We start from the raw sequence: 17,098 nt of genomic DNA, 5'->3' as shown, positions 1-17,098 counted from the left end.
GCCGGCCTGCGTCCCACGTTCCTCGCGCACGGGTTCCGCGGCGTCGGTATCCGATGCAGCAACAGCGTCGGATGCCGGCGCCGCAGTCGTCCCGGTCGTCGGTTGCGTATTCGGTTCGACGGGTTCGGCCGCCTCGTCGCCGCGGGAGAGTTCACCGCCCACAACGGGCCAGCCCGCAGCGACCAGCTGCTCACGGACGCGCTCGACGTCCTGCGGGTCCGGTTCCTCGTGGATCACCCCTGCCACGATCTTCCGCAGGGTGTCGTGGTCGACCTGCCGCTCCGGGTGCTCGGACGCGGTCGCCGCCGCCGTCTCGATCGCCTCGAGAAGTTCCTCGTCGGTGAGCCGACGCTCGAGCACGGCAAGCAACGCGAAGTGATCCTTGGCCGGGATCCCCTCGGGATATCCCGCACGCAACCAGTCCAGTACCACCCGTGGATTCCAACGCGCCATCGCCGCCTCCTCACTCACCGTCCCGCATCGGACCCTTCGAACCGAAGGGTCCGGCGGAAACCCCCTGTCAGGGTCACAGGGTTCCCGCCACGATAGCGAGGAACACCTGGTTCGCCCCGTCAGGGGAGCGACATGTCCCGCAGATACGCCGTGACCATGGCGGTGAGCTCGTCGGCCACGACGTCCCGATCCACCGGGGGACGGTCGAGAACACAGGAGACGGCCACGTTCTCGACCGTGCGCACGAAGATCCACGCGATCGCCTCCACAGGGCGGCTACCGCGTCCGCGGAGATGGAAACGCAGCCACATGGTCCTGACGAGATCGGCTCCCGGGCGCCGGTTGCTCGAACACCTCGGCGACCGTGCGGCACGCCGCGAACTGGCACCGAAGTTCGGTCCCGCGAAGCCGGACGTGGGTGCCCTGCAGGTATGACGAAAGCGGCCGCGGGAGGAGCATCGTGCTCCTCCCGCGGCCGCTTCGATCGGGAACTCGCGACGCGCGCCTACCGCGCAGATCAGCTCGCGTCGTGGGACGAGAGTTCGTCCCCTGCCCTGTCGTCCCCTACCCTGTCGTTCTCTGCCCTGTCCGTCTCCTCGAGGACCCAGCGCATCTCGACGACCGTGCCCTTCGGGCCGGCCGAGACCTGGACGTCGCTGGCCAGATTGCGGATCAGCGTCAGCCCGTGACCGCGTGAACGTCGGGCGTCGCTGTCGACGGCGTCGTGCCAGGAGCCGTGGTCGACGACCCGCACGACCACCTCACCCTCGTTGGGCAGATACGTCGCCTCGTAGTCGAGCGTGCCGTGCGCGTCGTCCGGCGCATAGGCGTGCTCGACGGCATTCGCGAGCGCTTCGTAGCTCGCGAGCAGTATGTCCTGTCGTTGGTCCTCGCTGAGGGGGAGCTTCGCCAGCCACCGCCTCGTGACGACCCGCAGGCCTGCAATCTCGGTCGGGTCGGCTCGCACACCCGACGAACGGATCTCGTCGGGAAAAAGCAAAGCTGACTCCTCGGGCGCAGACGACATGGCTCCTCGGTTCGTCGGGTACGGCGGTCTACTCGGAGACGCCTTCCGGCGAGTTACCGAGGCCGACGAGCGCGTCGTCGAGCTTCGGATGGATCGCCAGGACCTCTCCGAGGCCGAGGAGTTCGAGCGGGCGTGCCGTGGCGCTGCCATGTGCCACGACGGCGAAACCGGTGTTGTCGCCGGCTCGCTTGGACAACTCGACCAACAGAGCGATACCCATCGAAGCGAGGAAATCAACCCCGCTGAGGTCGACGATAAGACCGGAGATGTCGGTGTCGAGGAGTGCGAGGGCTTCCTGCTCGAGGAGCGGGGCACTCGTCATGTCGACTTCGCCGTTGACGGACAGTACGGCCACGGAGCCGATACGGCTCGTGGAAACAGTCATATGCGGATGCGCGGTCATGGGATCGTTCACCTTGCCATCATGCAAGATCGTGCCGATAGATGCACATATCGGTCCGTCGGCCGTGGCCGCGACCCGCCGTGACCACCCTGTGACCATGCTGTCGTCGAGTCTGTAATGTTCCCTTTCGAGCAGGGAGGGAGGGGCGCCGAGTGGACATGCACCGAGCGCAGAGCGAGTCGGTCGAACCACCGTCGTTGCTCCTCATCGAGGACGATCCGGGCGACGCGCTCATCGTGGAGGAACTCGTCGTCGACAGTGCCCCCGAGATGACTGTCGTGTGGGTGCAGACACTTGCGCAGGCCCGCGACGAACTCGCCACGTCGGCTCCCGACTGCGTACTTCTCGACCTCCACCTGCCCGATGCGAGCGGCCTCGAAGCCGTCGCCCGCATCCAGGAAATCACCGATTCCGTCCCCATCGTCGTCCTCACCGGCCTCGCGGAGGAACAGACCGGCCTCGCCGCGCTGTCCGTCGGCGCCCAGGACTATCTCGTCAAGGGACGCGTCGAACCCGATCTGTTCGGCCGCGCCGTCCGCTACGCCATCCAGCGAAAGCAGACCGAGATCGCTGCGGCGGAACTCCAGGCGAGCCAGCTTCACGCGCAGGAGAACGCCCGACTCGAACGCGGCCTGCTCCCGTCCCCACTCCTGCGCGACGGGCAGGACTTCGACGTCGTCGCCCGTTACCGACCCGGCCGGTCGTCTGCTCTTCTCGGCGGCGACTTCTACGACGTCGTGCAGACCGGCGACGGCACCGTCCACGTCCTCATCGGCGACGTCTCCGGTCACGGCCCCGACGAGGCCGCCCTCGGCGTGGGCCTGCGCATCGCGTGGCGCACGCTCGTGCTCAGCGGGGTAGACGGTCCCCGCCGCTTGCACCAACTCGAGGAACTGCTCGTCGCCGAGCGCACGGAGAGTCGCTTCTTCGCGTCGATGACGAACCTCACGATGTGTGCCGACCACGGCACCGTCGAGGTCATGCGGGCCGGTCATCCCGGGCTGCTGCTCCGCCACCGCGGAACCATCGACTGGATCGAAGCGCCCGGTGGTCCCGCTCTCGGCCTGCTGCCGGGAGTGGCCACCTGGCCCGTCCACGAGTTGGATCTGCCCGAGGGCGGCGCGATCGTGTTGTTCACCGACGGATTGTTCGAGGGTCATCGAGGCGACGGCCCGGAACGACTCGGTGAGGAAGGACTCCTCGAGCTCGCGCGCGAACGCGCCCATCTGCCGGCTGCCGAGTTCACCGACTCGCTGATCGACGGTGCCGAGAAACTCGCGGACAGTAGGGGAGGGCTGTCCGACGACGTGGCAGTCGTCCACGTGCAATGGAACAGGAAGTGATCATCACCGCATGACGAACAGCGACGCAACGGCGGAGACGGGGGACGTGCGTCGCCCTCCCTCTCGCAGGATGACGGTCCAGGCATGGTTCCTGCTCGTACTCGGCGTGATGGGTGTGTTGGTGGTCGTCGGCACCGTGGTCGGCAGCCACTTCCTCCGTGAGACGACCGAATACTCCAACTACGTGCGCGACCGGATCCAGCCCGCCCGCGTCGAGGCGTACCGGTTGCAATCGGCGCTGATCAACCAGGAGACGGGCGCACGGGGCTACATTCTCGCCGCCGATCCCGATTTCCTCATGCCCTACGAGGAGGGACGGCGGGAGGAGGAGGCTGCCGCCGCCGAGTTGCGCGCTCTCGTCGGCGACGAGGAGAAGCTGATGGCGGACCTCGACGCGATCGAAACGCACGCGGCGCAGTGGCGACGCGTGTACGCCGAACCGCTCATCTCCACCGTCGTACCGGGGGAACCGCAGTTCGTGGATCCCGCCGTCGTCGATGCGGGCCGCGTCGCGTTCGACCGGCTCCGGGCGGCGTTCGAGGTCCAGAACGCCGATCTCACGCAGGCCCGAGAGGACGGCATCGCGACTCTCGAGGACACCCGCACCACGCGCGACCGCATCCTTGCCGGCATGGTCGTGGTTTTCCTGCTCGCCGGCGTGGGCCTGGCAGTCCTGCTCCAGATGATCATGGTCCGTCCGATCCAGCGTCTGCGACAGGCATCGCGCAGCGTCGTCGCGGGCCAGAACTTCGAGCGCGAGATCGAGCCGCAGGGCCCCGCCGACATCTATGCGCTGGGTCGCGACGTCGAGGACATGCGCGAGCGGATCGTGCGCGAACTGCAGGTCGCGCACGAGCGTGAGGAGCAACTCGAGAACCAGACGACGGAACTGCGGCGCTCGAACTCCGAACTCGAACAGTTCGCCTACGTCGCCTCCCACGACCTGCAGGAGCCGCTGCGCAAGGTCGCGTCCTTCTGTCAGCTACTCGAGAAGCGTTACGGCGACAAGCTCGACGAACGCGGCACCCAGTACATCGCCTTCGCGGTCGACGGCGCGAAGCGTATGCAGGTGCTCATCAACGACCTGCTGACCTTCTCCCGCGTCGGACGCGTCAGCGACGCGCACGTCCGCACCGAACTGGACGTGACCCTCGACGCGGCTCTGACGAACATCTCCCAGGCGGTCGAGGAATCCGGGGCGGAGATCACCCGGCCCGAGTCCCTGCCGACGATCGTGGGCGATCCCACACTGATGATCATGTTGTGGCAGAACCTGATCGGCAACGCGATCAAATTCCGCCACGAGGACAGGCCCGTGGAGATCCGGGTCGACTGCGAGGAGATCGTCGACGGGGACGACGAGTTCTGGCGATTTTCCGTGCAGGACAACGGAATCGGTATCGCCGAAGAGTTCGCCGACAAGGTCTTCGTGATCTTCCAGAGGCTGCACGGCCGGGACGTCTACACCGGCACCGGCATCGGCCTGGCCATCTGCCGCAAGATCGTCGAATACCACGGTGGAGAGATCTGGCTCGACCCGCAGTATCGGGAAGGCAGTCGATTCTGCTTTACGATTCCCAAGGCAGGCGACGACATGTCTGCAACCGAAGTCGCTCTGAAAGGGGCATCTGCATGAGCGTTTCCGGGCGGCCGATCGACGTCCTCCTCGTCGAGGACGACCCCGGCGACGAATTGATGACGCGCGAAGCGTTCGAGGACAACAAGATCGGAAACACCCTTCACGTGGTCCGCGACGGCGAGGAGGCACTCGACTTCCTCTACCGGCGCGGAGAGTACGAGAGCGCCCCTCGGCCCGACCTGATCCTCCTCGACCTGAACCTGCCCAAGTACGACGGACGGCAGGTCCTCGAGCAGGTCAAGTCCGACACCGACCTCACCGACATCCCCGTCGTCGTCCTCACGACCTCGGCAGCGGAGGAGGACATCCTCCGCAGCTACAAGCTGCACGCCAACGCGTACGTGACGAAGCCGGTCGACCTCGATCAGTTCATCCACGCGGTGCGCCAGATCGACGAGTTTTTCGTGCAGGTGGTGCGCCTGCCGCGACGCTGAGCGCGCTCGTTCGCAACGAAATCGGGCGGATCCTTCGAAAGGATCCGCCCGATTCGTGTTCGTGGAGGTTACCGGCTCAGACGCCGAAGTCGGCCTTCACCTGCTGGGTGCGCTTGTGCTCGACGAAGAAGGACAGGAACGGGATGGTGCCCGCCAGGAGCGTCCACACCGTCCGGGCGATCGGCCAGCGCACCTTGATTGACAGGTCGAAGGTGAGGACCAGGTACACCGCGTACACCCAGCCGTGCACGATCGCGATCCAGGCCGGCACGTTCTCGACACCGATGATGTACTTGGCGACCATCTCACCGGTGAGGATCAGCAGCCAGATACCGGTCGCGTAGGCGAGCACGCGGTAACGCAGCAGAGCCGACCGGATCTTCTTGCGGTCGGCCTCACTGACGACGCGCGGCGTAGTGGCCTGGCCGGACGCCTGCTCGGGGGTCGTGCTCACTGAGCGCTCCTATCGGACCTGCGCGCAAGCTGCGCGAGGTACTCGTTGTACTCGTTGATCTGTTGTGCGTCGGGATCCGCGGCCTCCTGCTCGCGTGCCTCGGCGAGCGTGCGCGGACGGGTGGGAAGAAGATCTTCGGGGATCTCGGTGGGCTCGTCCGGCTCGGACGGGCGTCGTCCGCCGGTGCTTTCGGCTTCCTGCTCCTCGGCCTCGAGGCGGACGAAGCGCCGGTAGGCGTAGACGCAGAAGAAGGCGAAGGCCGGCCACTGGAGGGCGTAGCCGAGATTCTGGTAGGTGCCGCCGACCGCTTCGAACCGGACCCACTGCCAGTAACCGAGGCCGAGGCATCCGGTCGCGGCCACCAGGACCAGGATGATCAGGGCCAACCGGCGGGGAGGGCGATGCTCGGACACGCCCTCGACGGTACCCGAACGGTGCACCGACCTGCCAAGACCGGTCGGTGCACCGTGGGTGAGGTCACGTGGTGCGCGAGGGGGGACTCGAACCCCCACGTCCTAAGACACGGGTACCTAAAACCCGGGCGTCTGCCAATTCCGCCACTCGCGCCAGACCTCAGCAGGATACGGCATGGCCGTCACTCCGGCGCCATACGGAGTTGTACGTTTCGTCCGGCCCAGGTGGGCGTCTGACTGTGGCAGTTGGGGCACAGGAAGCGGAGGTTCTCCGGGCGGGAGTCGTTAGGGTTTCCGTCGATGTGGTCGACGTGCAAGGTGAGCGGTCTCCCGTTCCACTCGGGCTCGGTGCCGCATCGGCTGCACCGGTAGGGGCGTCCGTACTCGACGAGCGCCCGTCGGAGCTGATCCGGTTTCGTGCGTCTGGATCCGCGCGGTTTCTCGATGAGGAGGTCCTGCCACTCGTGACGGACGTACGGTCTGCGCTCGGTCGTCCTGGGCCGTCCGGTGAAGTGGGACGTGTCGATGCCGAGGGCGCGGATCCGGCGGCTCAGATGCGTGTGGTGCCCGCCATTGGGTTTGAGGCCGAAGTACCGCATGACCTCGGCGAAGTTGACGCAGTTCCGAACCGCTTCCTGCAGCATCTCTTCGGTGTACTTGACCGGTCGCGTCATAATGCCGCCTCTTCGGGTTCCGCTCCGATCCGGCCGGGAGTCCGCTCGGGGGGCTCGCCGAGAACGCGACGTGCGTTCCTGCCCGCCCAGGTCGGCGTCTGACTGTGGCAATTCGGGCACAGGAAGCGAAGGTTGTGCGGGCGGGAGTCGTTCGGATTGCCGTCGACGTGATCGATGTGGAGCGCGAGCGGAGATTCGAGCCACTCCGGTCCGATGCCGCACATCTCGCACTCGTGTGCACGACCGTGTTCGAGGAGTGCGCGCCTGAGCGCTCTGGTCTCCTTCCGGTTCGAGCCGGCCGGTGCGACCGTGAGCACGTCCGACCAGTGCAGCCGGTTCCGGGCCGGTCGTCCCTTCTGGTGGGCCATGCCCCGGAAATGTGATGTGTCGATTCCGTAGGCCTCGATCCGTCGTTTCACGACGACGTAACTACCTCCGCCTGCTCGAAGCCCCAAGTAGCGGAGAACACCTGCAGTACTGATCGACGCGGTCACTGCTTCCTCCAGCAGTTCCCTCGTGTACTCGATCCGCTTCCCCATCTCGCCCCCATCTCGAATGTCTGTTCGATCCGGCCGAAGGCTAACCGCGGGCGCCGACACGTTTTCGATCTTGCGATGCACGATCCGCGACGCCCGTCAATAGGTAACGATTTGATAACGAAAAACGTGAGGGATTCCTCGGGTTCGTGGACGTCCACGCATCGGCGCAGCCAGGAGTGATTCGGGTTACCGACCAGTTACTTTCGAGCGGTCTTGTGAGGGGGATCACTGGCAGGGGTGGTGCTGGACAAACTCCGCGAAACAAAACATGAGGAACCCCTCATGATTTTGTGCGAACCTGGGCGTGCCCGAACAGCAGACCACTAGTCCAGCAGCACACCGGCGCGCAGCGCTGACACACGAAGCCTCGACGCCGGGGTGTTCAGGAGAGGAACCACACGCGTGACGATCGACGAGACCACACCAGGCGACAACGGACGGAACTCGAAGGCATCACGACGCACCACCGATCGGTCCACGGCAGCCGCTCCGGCCCGTGCCCTGGTCGACAAGCTCCTCGCGGGTGAGCCCTACGCGCTCGCCTTCGGCGGCCAGGGTGCCCCCTGGCTCACCTCGCTCGAGGAGCTCAGCCGCGACAACGGACTCGAACCGGTCCTCACCGACCTGGTCAACCGCGCCACCGCGCACCTCGCCCCGGTCGCGGGCGACCTCGTCGTGGTCCGCCCGACGGGCTTCGACCCCGTCGCGTGGATCCTCGAGGCCGAACTCGCCGACGAGGACGACGCGCCCGCCGGCCCCTCCGAAGCAGCTCTCACCTCTGCCGCCGTGTCGCTGCCCGGCGTCTTCCTCACCCAGGTCGCCGCGCTGCGCGCGCTCGCGAACCAGGGCCTCGACGTCGACTCCGTCGCACCGAGCGCGGTTATCGGCCACTCGCAGGGCGTCCTCGCCGTCGAGTCCGTCGCCGCCGCCGGCCGCAAGGACGCCGAAATCCTCGCGATCGCCCAGCTCATCGGTGCCGCCGCGACCCTCGTCGGTCGCCGCCGCGGCCTGATCTCCGGCGCCGGCAAGTACCCGATGCTCGCCGTCGCCAACGTCGACCCCGAGCGCCTGCGCGCGATCGTCGCCGAGGTCTTCGAGGGCCAGGACCCCGAGCGCAGCGCCGTCGTCGCGATCCGCAACGCCCGTCGTCGCGTCGTGCTGTCGGGCCCGCCCGCCGCTCTCGAGCGCGTGCAGCAACGCTGCGAGCAGATCTCCGCCGCGGAGACCCGTGAGCGCGAGGCCAAGAAGCGCGGTGGCGCCGTGTTCTCCCCGACCTTCGAGCCCGTCGCGGCCGAGGTCGGCTTCCATCACCCCGCCTTCGCCGATGCCGTGGAGCAGGTCGCCGACTGGGCCGCCCGCTGCGAGCTCGACTCCGAGCTCGCGCGCAGCCTGGCGCAGGCCATCCTCGTCGCCCCGATCGACTGGGTCGAGCAGGTCGACTCCGCCGTCGCGTCCGGTGCCTCGTGGATCCTCGACCTCGGTCCGGGCGAGCTCCTCACCCGCATGACCAGCTCGGGCCTGCGCGGTCAGAGCGTCGGCATCATCGCCGCCGCGACCCGCGGCGGTCAGCGCAACCTCCTCACCCCGGGCGCCGAGCCCGAGGTTCCGCGTGCCTGGTCGGAGTTCGCTCCGAAGCCGGTCGCGTTGCCCGACGGCCGCATCGCCGTCGAGACGGCCTTCACCCGCCTGACGGGCCGCTCGCCCATCCTGCTCGCGGGCATGACCCCCACGACCGTCGATCCGAAGATCGTCGCCGCGGCCGCGAACGCCGGTCACTGGGCCGAGCTCGCCGGCGGCGGTCAGGTCACCGAGCAGATCTTCGCCGACCACGTCGCCGAGCTCACCGAGCTGCTCGAGCCGGGCCGCGCCGTCCAGTTCAACTCGATGTTCCTGGACCCCTACCTGTGGAAGCTGCACGTGGGCGGCAAGCGCCTCGTACCCAAGGCCCGCGCGGCCGGTGCGCCCTTCGACGGTGTCGTCGTCACCGCCGGTATCCCGGAGCTCGACGAGGCCGTGCAGATCATCTCCGACCTGCGTGAGGCCGGCATCGAGCACGTCGCCTTCAAGCCGGGCACGGTGGCGCAGATCCGTTCGGTGATCCGTATCGCCAACGAGGTCCCGGACTATCCGGTCATCGCCCACATCGAGGGCGGCCGCGCCGGTGGTCACCATTCGTGGGAGGACCTCGACGATCTGCTCCTCGACACCTACGCCGAGCTGCGCACGCGCCCGAACTTGGTGCTGTGCGTCGGCGGTGGCATCGGTACGCCGGAGAAGGCCGCCGAGTACCTGACCGGTCGCTGGTCGACCGTCTACGGTTTCCCGGCGATGCCGCTCGACGGCATCCTCGTCGGTACCGCCGCGATGGCGACCCTCGAGGCCACCACGGCTCCCGAGGTCAAGCAGCTGCTCGTCGACACCCCCGGCACTCCCGACTGGGTTGCCGCCGGCACCGCGACCGGCGGTATGGCCTCCGGTCGCAGCCAGCTCGGCGCCGACATCCACGAGATCGACAACGCCGCTTCGCGCACGGGCCGCCTCCTCGACGAGGTCGCCGGTGATGCCGACGCCGTGGCCGCGCGCCGAGCCGAGATCGTCGATGCGCTGAACGGAACGGCGAAGCCGTACTTCGGCGACCTCGACACCATGACCTACCTGCAGTGGCTCGAGCGCTACCTCGAGCTGGCGGTCGGCGCGGACAACGGTGCCGAGTTCGACTGCGGCACCGATCTGGCGGACGTCCTCGCCGAGGCGCACACCAGCCCGTGGCTGGACGTGTCGTGGCGTGAGCGTTTCCGCGACATGCTGCAGCGCGCCGAGGCCCGCCTGCATCCCGTCTGCCGGGGCCCGATCCCGACGTTGTTCGACGACGACGCGGTGCTCGAGCGCCCGTACGCCGCGATCAAGTCGCTGCTCGCGCAGTATCCCGACGCGGGTGACGTCGTGCTGCATCCCGCCGACGTGCCGTTCTTCGTGTCGCTGTGCCGCACCCCCGGCAAGCCCGTCAACTTCGTTCCGGTCGTCGACCAGGACGTGCGTCGCTGGTGGCGTTCGGATTCGCTGTGGCAGGCCCACGATCCGCGTTACTCCGCCGACCAGGTGTGCGTGATCCCCGGCACCGTCGCCGTTGCCGGCATCACCCGTGTCGACGAGCCGGTCGGTGAACTCCTCGACCGTTTCGAGAAGGCCACGGCCGACGAGCTCGTCGCCGAGGGCGCGGAGCCGGTGGAGCTCGCCGCGCGTCGTCACCGCGACATCGCGCCGGGTCTGCTCGACGCCGTGCTGTCCTCGCCGGACGTCTCGTGGGCGGGTCGCCAGACCCGCAACCCGATCCACCGTCTCGGTGATCTGGACGAGTGGACCGTCGAGTCGGAGACCGCTGCCTCGCACGCCCCGACGGGTGCGACCCTGACGATCCTCGACGACGAGCACGTCGGCCTGCGGGTTCCGCTGGTGCGCGACAAGGCCGTCGAGATCCGCCTGACCGTGCCCGCCTCGGTCGTCTCCGGTGGCGCGCCTGTCGTCACCGAGGCCGACGCCGATGCGTCGATGTCCGCTCTGCTCGGTGTCGCCGCCGGTCAGGAACTGCCCGAGGTCAGGAAGGGCGCTGCCCGTATCACTCTCGGCTGGCTGCCGGAGAAGATCGCCGACCACGCCGGTGTCACCGGTTCGGGTCTGCCCGCCACCCTGACGCCGAGCGGCAATGGTGTGCCCGATGTGCTCGTGGGTGCCTGCTGGCCGGCCGTCTTCGCCGCGCTGGGCGCCGCCCGCACCGAGACCGACCTGTCGGTCATCGAGGGCATGCTCGACCTGGTCCACCTGGACCACGCGATCGACGTCAAGAACGGTCTGCCGACCGATCCCGCCTTCCTGGGCGTCAAGGCCGAGGTCACCGGTGTCTCCGACACCGACCTGGGTCGCGTCGTCGAGGTCGACGTGGTCATCACCGCCGACAGCGGTGACGGCTCGGGCGACCGGGTGGTCGCCACCCTGGCCGAGCGGTTCGCGATCCGCGGCCGCACCGGCACCGCCGATCTCGCCGATCCGGTTCGCGCCGGTGGCGCTCTCACCGAGGCCGTCACCGACACGCCGCGTCGTCGCCGCCGCGACGCCGTGATCGTCGCGCCGACCGACATGAGCGCCTTCGCGAAGGTCTCCGGCGACCACAACCCGATCCACACCTCCGACAACGCCGCGCTGCTCGCCGGTCTCGGAAGCCCGATCGTCCACGGCATGTGGCTGTCGGCTGCGGCCCAGCAGGTCGTCACCGCGATCGAGCAGGACGCGAAGCTGCCGGTCCGTCGCCTGACGGCATGGACCACTCGCTTCCTGGGCATGGTCCGTCCGGGCGCGAAGATCGACGTGCGCGTCGACCGCATCGCCACCGACGGTGGTGCCGAGGTCGTCGAGGTCGGCTGCCGCGTCGACGGTGATCTGGTGATGGTCGCGACCGGCCGTATCGCCGCGCCGAAGACCGTCTACGCGTTCCCGGGCCAGGGCATCCAGCGTCCCGGCATGGGCCTCGACGCCCGTGCCCGCTCGAAGGCCGCCCGCGAGATCTGGGAGCGCGCCGACAAGCACACCCGCGAGGCGCTCGGCTTCTCGATCCTGGCCGTGGTCCGCGACAACCCGACGGTCCTCAAGGCCCGCGGTGTCACCCACAAGCACCCCGACGGCGTGCTGCACCTGACCCAGTTCACGCAGGTCGCGATGGCGACCCTCGGTGTCGCGCAGATCGCCGAGCTCGAGGAGGCCGGTGCGTTCGTCGACGACGCCTTCCTGGCCGGTCACTCGGTGGGCGAGTACAACGCGCTCGCCGCGGTCGCCGGTGTGCTGCCGCTCGAGGCCGTCCTCGAGGTGGTCTTCCAGCGTGGCTCCGCGATGCACGCACTCGTGCCGCGCGACGAGCACGGCCGCTCGAACTACCGCATGGCCGCGATCCGGCCGTCGCAGTTCGGTGTGGACGATGCGGACCTGCAGGCCTTCGTCGCCGGTGTCGCCGAGGAGACCGGGGAATTCCTGGAGATCGTCAACCTCAACCTGCGCGGATCGCAGTACGCGATCGCCGGTACGGTCGCCGGCCTCGAAGCCCTCGAGTCCGTGATCGAGCGCAAGGTCGCCGAGTTCGGTGGCAAGCGCGCGTTCATCCTCGTCCCGGGCATCGATGTGCCTTTCCACTCGACCGTGCTGCGCGGCGGTGTCGACGACTTCCGTGAACGTCTGCTCGCCCTGCTGCCGCAGGAGATCGACCCGAACATCCTCATCGGCCGGTACATCCCGAACCTCGTGCCCAAGCCGTTCAACCTGGGTCGCGAGTTCATCCAGGAGATCGCCGACCTGGTGCCGTCGCAGCCGCTCGCCGACGTCCTCGCGGATTTCGACAGCTGGTCGGCCAAGCCGGTCGAGCTCACCCGCGTGGTGCTCGCCGAGTTGCTGGCCTGGCAGTTCGCGTCGCCGGTGCGCTGGATCGAGACGCAGGACCTGCTGTTCGCCGACGAGACCGACGGTGGTCTCGGTGTCGAGCGGTTCGTCGAGGTAGGCCTCGGTGGCGCGCCCACCGTCGCGAACCTCGCGTCGCAGACGCTGAAGCTGCCCGGTCGTTTCGGTCAGCCCGTCGAGGTGCTCAACATCGAGCGCGAGGCGTCGATCGTGTACTCGACCGACACCGATCCCGCTCCGGTCGAGGACGACGAGCCGGTCGCACCGGCTGCCGAGTCCGCTCCCGCCGCTGCTGCGGCCCCGACACCCGCCGCGGCTCCCGCTGCGCCGGCCGGTGGCCCGACCCCGGACGACATCGCGTTCAAGGCCGCCGACGCCACCAAGGTGCTCATCGCCCTGTGGACGAAGCTGCGCCCGGATCAGATCGGCTCCGCCGACACGATCGAGGCGCTGTGCGACGGCGTGTCCTCGCGTCGCAACCAGCTGCTCGTCGACCTCGGTTCCGAGCTCTCGCTCGGCGCGATCGACGGTGCCGCCGACGCCGACATGGGTGCCCTCGCCGGCACGGTCGACCGTCTCGCCCGCACCTACCGCCCCTTCGGCCCGGTGCTGTCGGACTCGATCAACGATCACCTGCGCAAGGTGTTCGGTCCGTCGGGCAAGCGTCCCGCCTACGTCGCCGACCGCGTCGCCAAGGTGTGGGGTCTGGGCGAGGGCTGGGCGTCGCACGTCACCGCCGAAGCTGCTCTCGGCAGCCGCGACGGTTCGTCCGTCCGCGGCGGCGACCTGGGGGGCCTGACCGATGGTGCCCTCGCGGATGCCGCTTCGGTCGACAAGCTGATCGACGCCGCCGTGCAGTCGGTGGCCTCGCGTCGCGGAATCGCCGTGTCGATGCCGTCCGCCGGTGGCGGCGGGGGAGCGACGGTCGACGCCGCTGCCCTCGGCGAGTTCGCCGAGCAGATCACCGGCCGCGACGGGGTTCTCGCCAGTGCCGCACGTCTCGTGCTCGAGCAGCTCGGCCACACCGGGCAGGTCTCGGGCCTGGCCGACAAGGCCGACGACGAACTCGTCGACCTGGTCTCCGCGGAGCTCGGCTCCGACTGGCCGCGTCTGGTCGCTCCGGCCTTCGACGAGCGCAAGGCCGTCCTGATCGACGACCGCTGGGCCACCGCCCGTGAGGACCTGGCCCGCGTCTGGCTCGGGGAAGGGGCGAGCGGAGCGACGGGGGATTCGAACAGCTTCGACGTCGAACGCTTCATCGGTGCGGGTCGGACCGTGGCTGCGCACGCCGAGTTCTGGGGCCGCAAGGCCACCGAGGCCGGCCGTACGGAGCTCGCGCAGACCTACGCCGCGATCGCCGAGACCGCCGTCGTCACCGAGGGTGCCGAGTACGCGGACGAGGTCGCCGTGGTCACCGGCGCCAGCAAGGGCGGTATCGGCGCAGCCGTCGCCGCGAAGCTGCTCGCCGGCGGTGCGACGGTCGTCGTCACCACGTCCTCGCTGAACGACAGCCGCCTGGGCTTCTACAAGGAACTGTACGCACGCAACGCTCGTGCCGGCGCCGCGCTGTGGGTGGTTCCCGCGAACATGGCGTCCTACAGCGACGTCGACGCCCTGATCGAGTGGATCGGCACCGAGACCGTCGAGGTCGCCGGTGGTGCGAAGAAGCTCATCAAGGACGCGCTCACCCCGACGCTGCTCTTCCCGTTCGCCGCGCCGCGCGTGGCGGGCTCGCTCGCCGACGCCGGTGCGCGGGCCGAGATGGAGATGCGGGTGCTGCTGTGGTCGGTCGAGCGACTGATCGCCGGACTGTCGAAGATCGGGTACGACCGCGACGTCGACACCCACCTGCACGTCGTGCTGCCCGGTTCGCCGAACCGCGGCAAGTTCGGTGGCGACGGTGCCTACGGTGAGGCCAAGGCCGCACTCGACGCGGTCATCAACCGCTGGAGCGCCGAGCGCACCTGGGCCGAGCGCGTCACCCTCGCCCACGCCCTCATCGGCTGGGTGCGCGGCACGGGCCTGATGGGCGGCAACGACCCGCTGGTCGAGGCTGTCGAGGCTGCCGGTGTCCGCACCTGGTCGACGGACGAGATGGCCGACGAGCTGCTGAAGCTGGTCGGACCGGAGGCCACGCGTCTCGCTGCCGAGGCTCCGCTCGTCGCGGACCTGACCGGTGGACTGTCCGAGGTGGACGTCGACCTGCCGGCGCTCGCGAAGCAGGCGCAGGAGGCGGCCGACGCCGTCGAGGCCGACGAGGACGGCACCGCGACCATCGCGGCGCTGCCCGAGCCTCCGCGCGCCGAGGAGCTGCCGACCCCCGAGTGGGGCACGGTCACCGCCGACCTCGCCGACACGGTCGTCATCGTCGGTGCCGGCGAGCTCGGCCCCTACGGCTCCGCTCGCACCCGCTTCGAGATGGAGGTCGACGAGGAACTGTCGGCCGCCGGTGTGCTCGAGCTGGCGTGGGTCACGGGCCTGATCGGCTGGGAGAACGATCCCAAGCCGGGCTTCTACGACACCGAGACCGGTGAGCTGGTGCCCGAGGCGGAGATTGCCGACCGCTACCACGACGCGGTGGTCGAGCGTTGCGGCATCCGCCGCTACGGCGACGACGGTGCGATGATCGACAACACGGCTCCGCTGCTGACCTCGGTCTTCCTCGACAAGGACCTGTCCTTCGTCGTCGGTTCCGAGGCCGAGGCCCGCGCGTTTGTCGACTCCGATCCGGAGAACACGGTCGCGTCGGTCGACGCCGAGTCGGGCGACTGGACGGTCACCCGCAAGGCAGGCACCGAGATCCGCGTGCCGCGCAAGGCGAAGCTGACCCGCACGGTCGGTGGCCAGATCCCGACCGGCTTCGACGTCACCAAGTGGGGCATCCCCGCCGACATGGCGGACTCGGTGGACCGGGTGGGTCTGTGGAACATCGTCACCACGGTCGATGCCTTCCTCACCGGTGGCTTCACCCCGTCCGAGCTGCTGCGCTGGGTACACCCGTCGATGGTCGCCAACACGCAGGGCACCGGCATGGGTGGCATGTCCTCGATGCGGTCGCTGTACATCGACACGCTGCTCGGCGAGTCGCGGGCGAACGACATCCTGCAGGAGGCTCTGCCGAACGTCATCGCCGCGCACGTCGTCCAGTCGTACGTCGGTGGCTACGGCGCGATGGTGCACCCGGTCGCGGCGTGCGCCACGGCTGCGGTCTCCGTCGAGGAGGGCGTGGACAAGATCAAGCTCGGCAAGGCCGATCTGGTCGTCGCCGGTGGTTTCGACGATCTCGGTATCGAGGGCATCGTCGGCTTCGGTGACATGTCCGCGACCGCCAAGTCGGAGGACATGCAGGCCAAGGGCATCAGCGATCGTCGCTTCTCCCGCGCCAACGACCGTCGTCGCGGTGGATTCGTCGAGTCGGCCGGTGGCGGCACGATCCTGCTCGCCCGCGGCGATGTCGCGCTCGAGATGGGCCTGCCGGTGCTCGGTGTGGTCGCCTGGGCCGGATCGTTCGCCGACGGTGTGCACACCTCGATCCCGGCGCCCGGCATCGGTGCGCTCGGTGCGGGTCGCGGTGGACGCGAGTCGGGTCTCGCGAAGGAACTGCGCAAGCTCGGTCTCACGGCCGACGACATCGCGGTGATCTCCAAGCACGACACCTCGACCGCCGCGAACGACCCGAACGAGGCCGAGCTGCACGAGCGTCTGGCCGGTGCGCTGGGCCGCAGCGAGGGCAACCCGATGTTCGTGGTCTCGCAGAAGTCGCTGACCGGTCACGCCAAGGGTGGCGCCGCCGCCTTCCAGCTGATCGGCCTGTGCCAGGTCCTCGCGCAGGGTGTGGTTCCGCCGAACCGCAGCCTCGACTGTGTCGACGAGAAGATGGCGGAGTTCGAGCACCTGGTGTGGCCGCGCACGCCGATCCGGTTCGGCGAGCAGCTCCCGCTCAAGGCGGGTCTGCTCACGAGCCTCGGCTTCGGGCACGTGTCGGGTCTGATCGCGGTGGTCCATCCGCAGGCGTTCGTCGAGGCGATCCCGGCGGAGCGCCGGGAGGTCTACCTGGCGAAGGCGGCCGAGCGCACCGTCGCCGGCAAGCGTCGCCTGGTGGACGCGATGACCGGTGGAGCGTCGCTCTACCAGCGGCCCGCGGATCGTCGTCTCGGTGACGATCACGTGCTGGCTTCGGCCACGCGTCAGCTCGAGGCGGACATGCTGCTCTCGCCGGAGGCTCGCCTCGGTGAGGACGACGTGTACCGCTCCGGTCTGCCCGGCTGCAAGTAGGCACG

The 17,098-nt window shown here is 68.8% G+C and carries 12 protein-coding genes, 1 tRNA gene and 1 pseudogene; 5 read left to right on the top strand and 9 right to left on the bottom strand.

The annotated features are described in order from the left end of the window. Positions 1-159: 159 nt before the first annotated feature. Positions 160-453 (bottom strand): annotated as a pseudogene (locus AC6CID_RS18465) (DUF3349 domain-containing protein); the annotation flags it as partial. A gap of 119 nt (positions 454-572) precedes the next feature. Beyond that, on the bottom strand, positions 573-764 hold the full coding sequence (locus tag AC6CID_RS18460) for a hypothetical protein (protein ID WP_024100517.1): 192 nt from the start codon (positions 762-764) through the stop codon (positions 573-575). Between AC6CID_RS18460 and AC6CID_RS18455 the strand changes: the two genes are divergently transcribed. After that, complete coding sequence (locus tag AC6CID_RS18455) at positions 763-888, top strand: hypothetical protein (RefSeq protein WP_019288990.1); 126 nt, start codon at positions 763-765, stop codon at positions 886-888. The genes AC6CID_RS18460 and AC6CID_RS18455 overlap by 2 nt on opposite strands. An 82-nt stretch (positions 889-970) precedes the next feature. On the opposite strand, the gene AC6CID_RS18450 is transcribed toward AC6CID_RS18455, so the two are convergent. Together AC6CID_RS18450 and AC6CID_RS18445 are read right to left on the bottom strand one after the other, a co-directional pair. Further along, positions 971-1,453 carry an ATP-binding protein gene (locus AC6CID_RS18450; protein ID WP_024100519.1) on the bottom strand — a complete coding sequence of 161 codons (483 nt, stop codon included), beginning with the start codon at positions 1,451-1,453 and terminating at the stop codon, positions 971-973. Positions 1,454-1,508: 55 nt separating this feature from the next. Then, on the bottom strand, positions 1,509-1,865 hold the full coding sequence (locus tag AC6CID_RS18445) for an STAS domain-containing protein (RefSeq protein WP_259443448.1): 357 nt from the start codon (positions 1,863-1,865) through the stop codon (positions 1,509-1,511). 176 nt (positions 1,866-2,041) lie between these two features. On the opposite strand from AC6CID_RS18445, the gene AC6CID_RS18440 reads away from it, so the two are divergent. The 3 genes from AC6CID_RS18440 to AC6CID_RS18430 all read left to right on the top strand — a co-directional run bounded on the left by AC6CID_RS18440 (position 2,042) and on the right by AC6CID_RS18430 (position 5,299). After that, complete coding sequence (locus AC6CID_RS18440) at positions 2,042-3,226, top strand: PP2C family protein-serine/threonine phosphatase (RefSeq protein WP_498354297.1); 1,185 nt, start codon at positions 2,042-2,044, stop codon at positions 3,224-3,226. A gap of 70 nt (positions 3,227-3,296) precedes the next feature. Continuing rightward, positions 3,297-4,862, top strand: a complete 1,566-nt coding sequence (locus AC6CID_RS18435) for a sensor histidine kinase (RefSeq protein ID WP_220665959.1) — start codon at positions 3,297-3,299, stop codon at positions 4,860-4,862. Next, complete coding sequence (locus AC6CID_RS18430) at positions 4,859-5,299, top strand: response regulator (protein WP_006554751.1); 441 nt, start codon at positions 4,859-4,861, stop codon at positions 5,297-5,299. The genes AC6CID_RS18435 and AC6CID_RS18430 overlap by 4 nt, the downstream gene beginning before the upstream one ends. Positions 5,300-5,375: 76 nt before the next feature. Here the strand turns inward: AC6CID_RS18430 and AC6CID_RS18425 are convergent, their stop codons facing one another. From AC6CID_RS18425 to AC6CID_RS18405, 5 genes are all read right to left on the bottom strand, one after another. Then, positions 5,376-5,753, bottom strand: coding sequence for a DUF3817 domain-containing protein (locus tag AC6CID_RS18425; protein WP_006554752.1), 378 nt, complete (start codon positions 5,751-5,753; stop codon positions 5,376-5,378). Beyond that, the gene (locus tag AC6CID_RS18420) at positions 5,750-6,166 is read right to left on the bottom strand and encodes a transcriptional regulator (protein ID WP_220665838.1); all 417 of its coding nucleotides are present in this window, start codon (positions 6,164-6,166) and stop codon (positions 5,750-5,752) included. Before AC6CID_RS18420 ends, AC6CID_RS18425 begins: the two co-directional genes overlap by 4 nt. 69 nt (positions 6,167-6,235) lie before the next feature. Next, positions 6,236-6,320, bottom strand: a tRNA-Leu gene (locus AC6CID_RS18415). 28 nt (positions 6,321-6,348) lie between these two features. Continuing rightward, positions 6,349-6,840, bottom strand: a complete 492-nt coding sequence (locus AC6CID_RS18410) for an HNH endonuclease signature motif containing protein (RefSeq protein ID WP_064257052.1) — start codon at positions 6,838-6,840, stop codon at positions 6,349-6,351. Then, positions 6,837-7,208, bottom strand: coding sequence for an HNH endonuclease signature motif containing protein (locus AC6CID_RS18405; protein ID WP_498354288.1), 372 nt, complete (start codon positions 7,206-7,208; stop codon positions 6,837-6,839). The genes AC6CID_RS18410 and AC6CID_RS18405 overlap by 4 nt, the downstream gene beginning before the upstream one ends. Positions 7,209-7,781: 573 nt before the next feature. Here AC6CID_RS18405 and AC6CID_RS18400 point away from each other — a divergent pair. Further along, positions 7,782-17,093 carry a fatty acid synthase subunit beta domain-containing protein gene (locus AC6CID_RS18400; RefSeq protein ID WP_498354287.1) on the top strand — a complete coding sequence of 3,104 codons (9,312 nt, stop codon included), beginning with the start codon at positions 7,782-7,784 and terminating at the stop codon, positions 17,091-17,093. The last annotated feature ends 5 nt before the right edge of the window (positions 17,094-17,098 follow it).

This window comes from Rhodococcus sp. GQ147 (genome assembly GCF_059759155.1).
This window is presented reverse-complemented; position numbering and strand designations above follow the sequence as displayed.

Bases quoted from the DNA above. Each gene is read 5' to 3' on its own strand.
- AC6CID_RS18455 (WP_019288990.1), top strand. From the start codon at position 763: ATGGTCCTGACGAGATCGGCTCCCGGGCGCCGGTTGCTCGAACACCTC.
- AC6CID_RS18460 (WP_024100517.1), bottom strand. From the start codon at position 764: ATGTGGCTGCGTTTCCATCTCCGCGGACGCGGTAGCCGCCCTGTGGAG.
- AC6CID_RS18445 (WP_259443448.1), bottom strand. From the start codon at position 1,865: ATGACTGTTTCCACGAGCCGTATCGGCTCCGTGGCCGTACTGTCCGTC.
- AC6CID_RS18440 (WP_498354297.1), top strand. From the start codon at position 2,042: ATGCACCGAGCGCAGAGCGAGTCGGTCGAACCACCGTCGTTGCTCCTC.
- AC6CID_RS18435 (WP_220665959.1), top strand. From the start codon at position 3,297: ATGACGGTCCAGGCATGGTTCCTGCTCGTACTCGGCGTGATGGGTGTG.
- AC6CID_RS18430 (WP_006554751.1), top strand. From the start codon at position 4,859: ATGAGCGTTTCCGGGCGGCCGATCGACGTCCTCCTCGTCGAGGACGAC.
- AC6CID_RS18410 (WP_064257052.1), bottom strand. From the start codon at position 6,840: ATGACGCGACCGGTCAAGTACACCGAAGAGATGCTGCAGGAAGCGGTT.
- AC6CID_RS18405 (WP_498354288.1), bottom strand. From the start codon at position 7,208: ATGGCCCACCAGAAGGGACGACCGGCCCGGAACCGGCTGCACTGGTCG.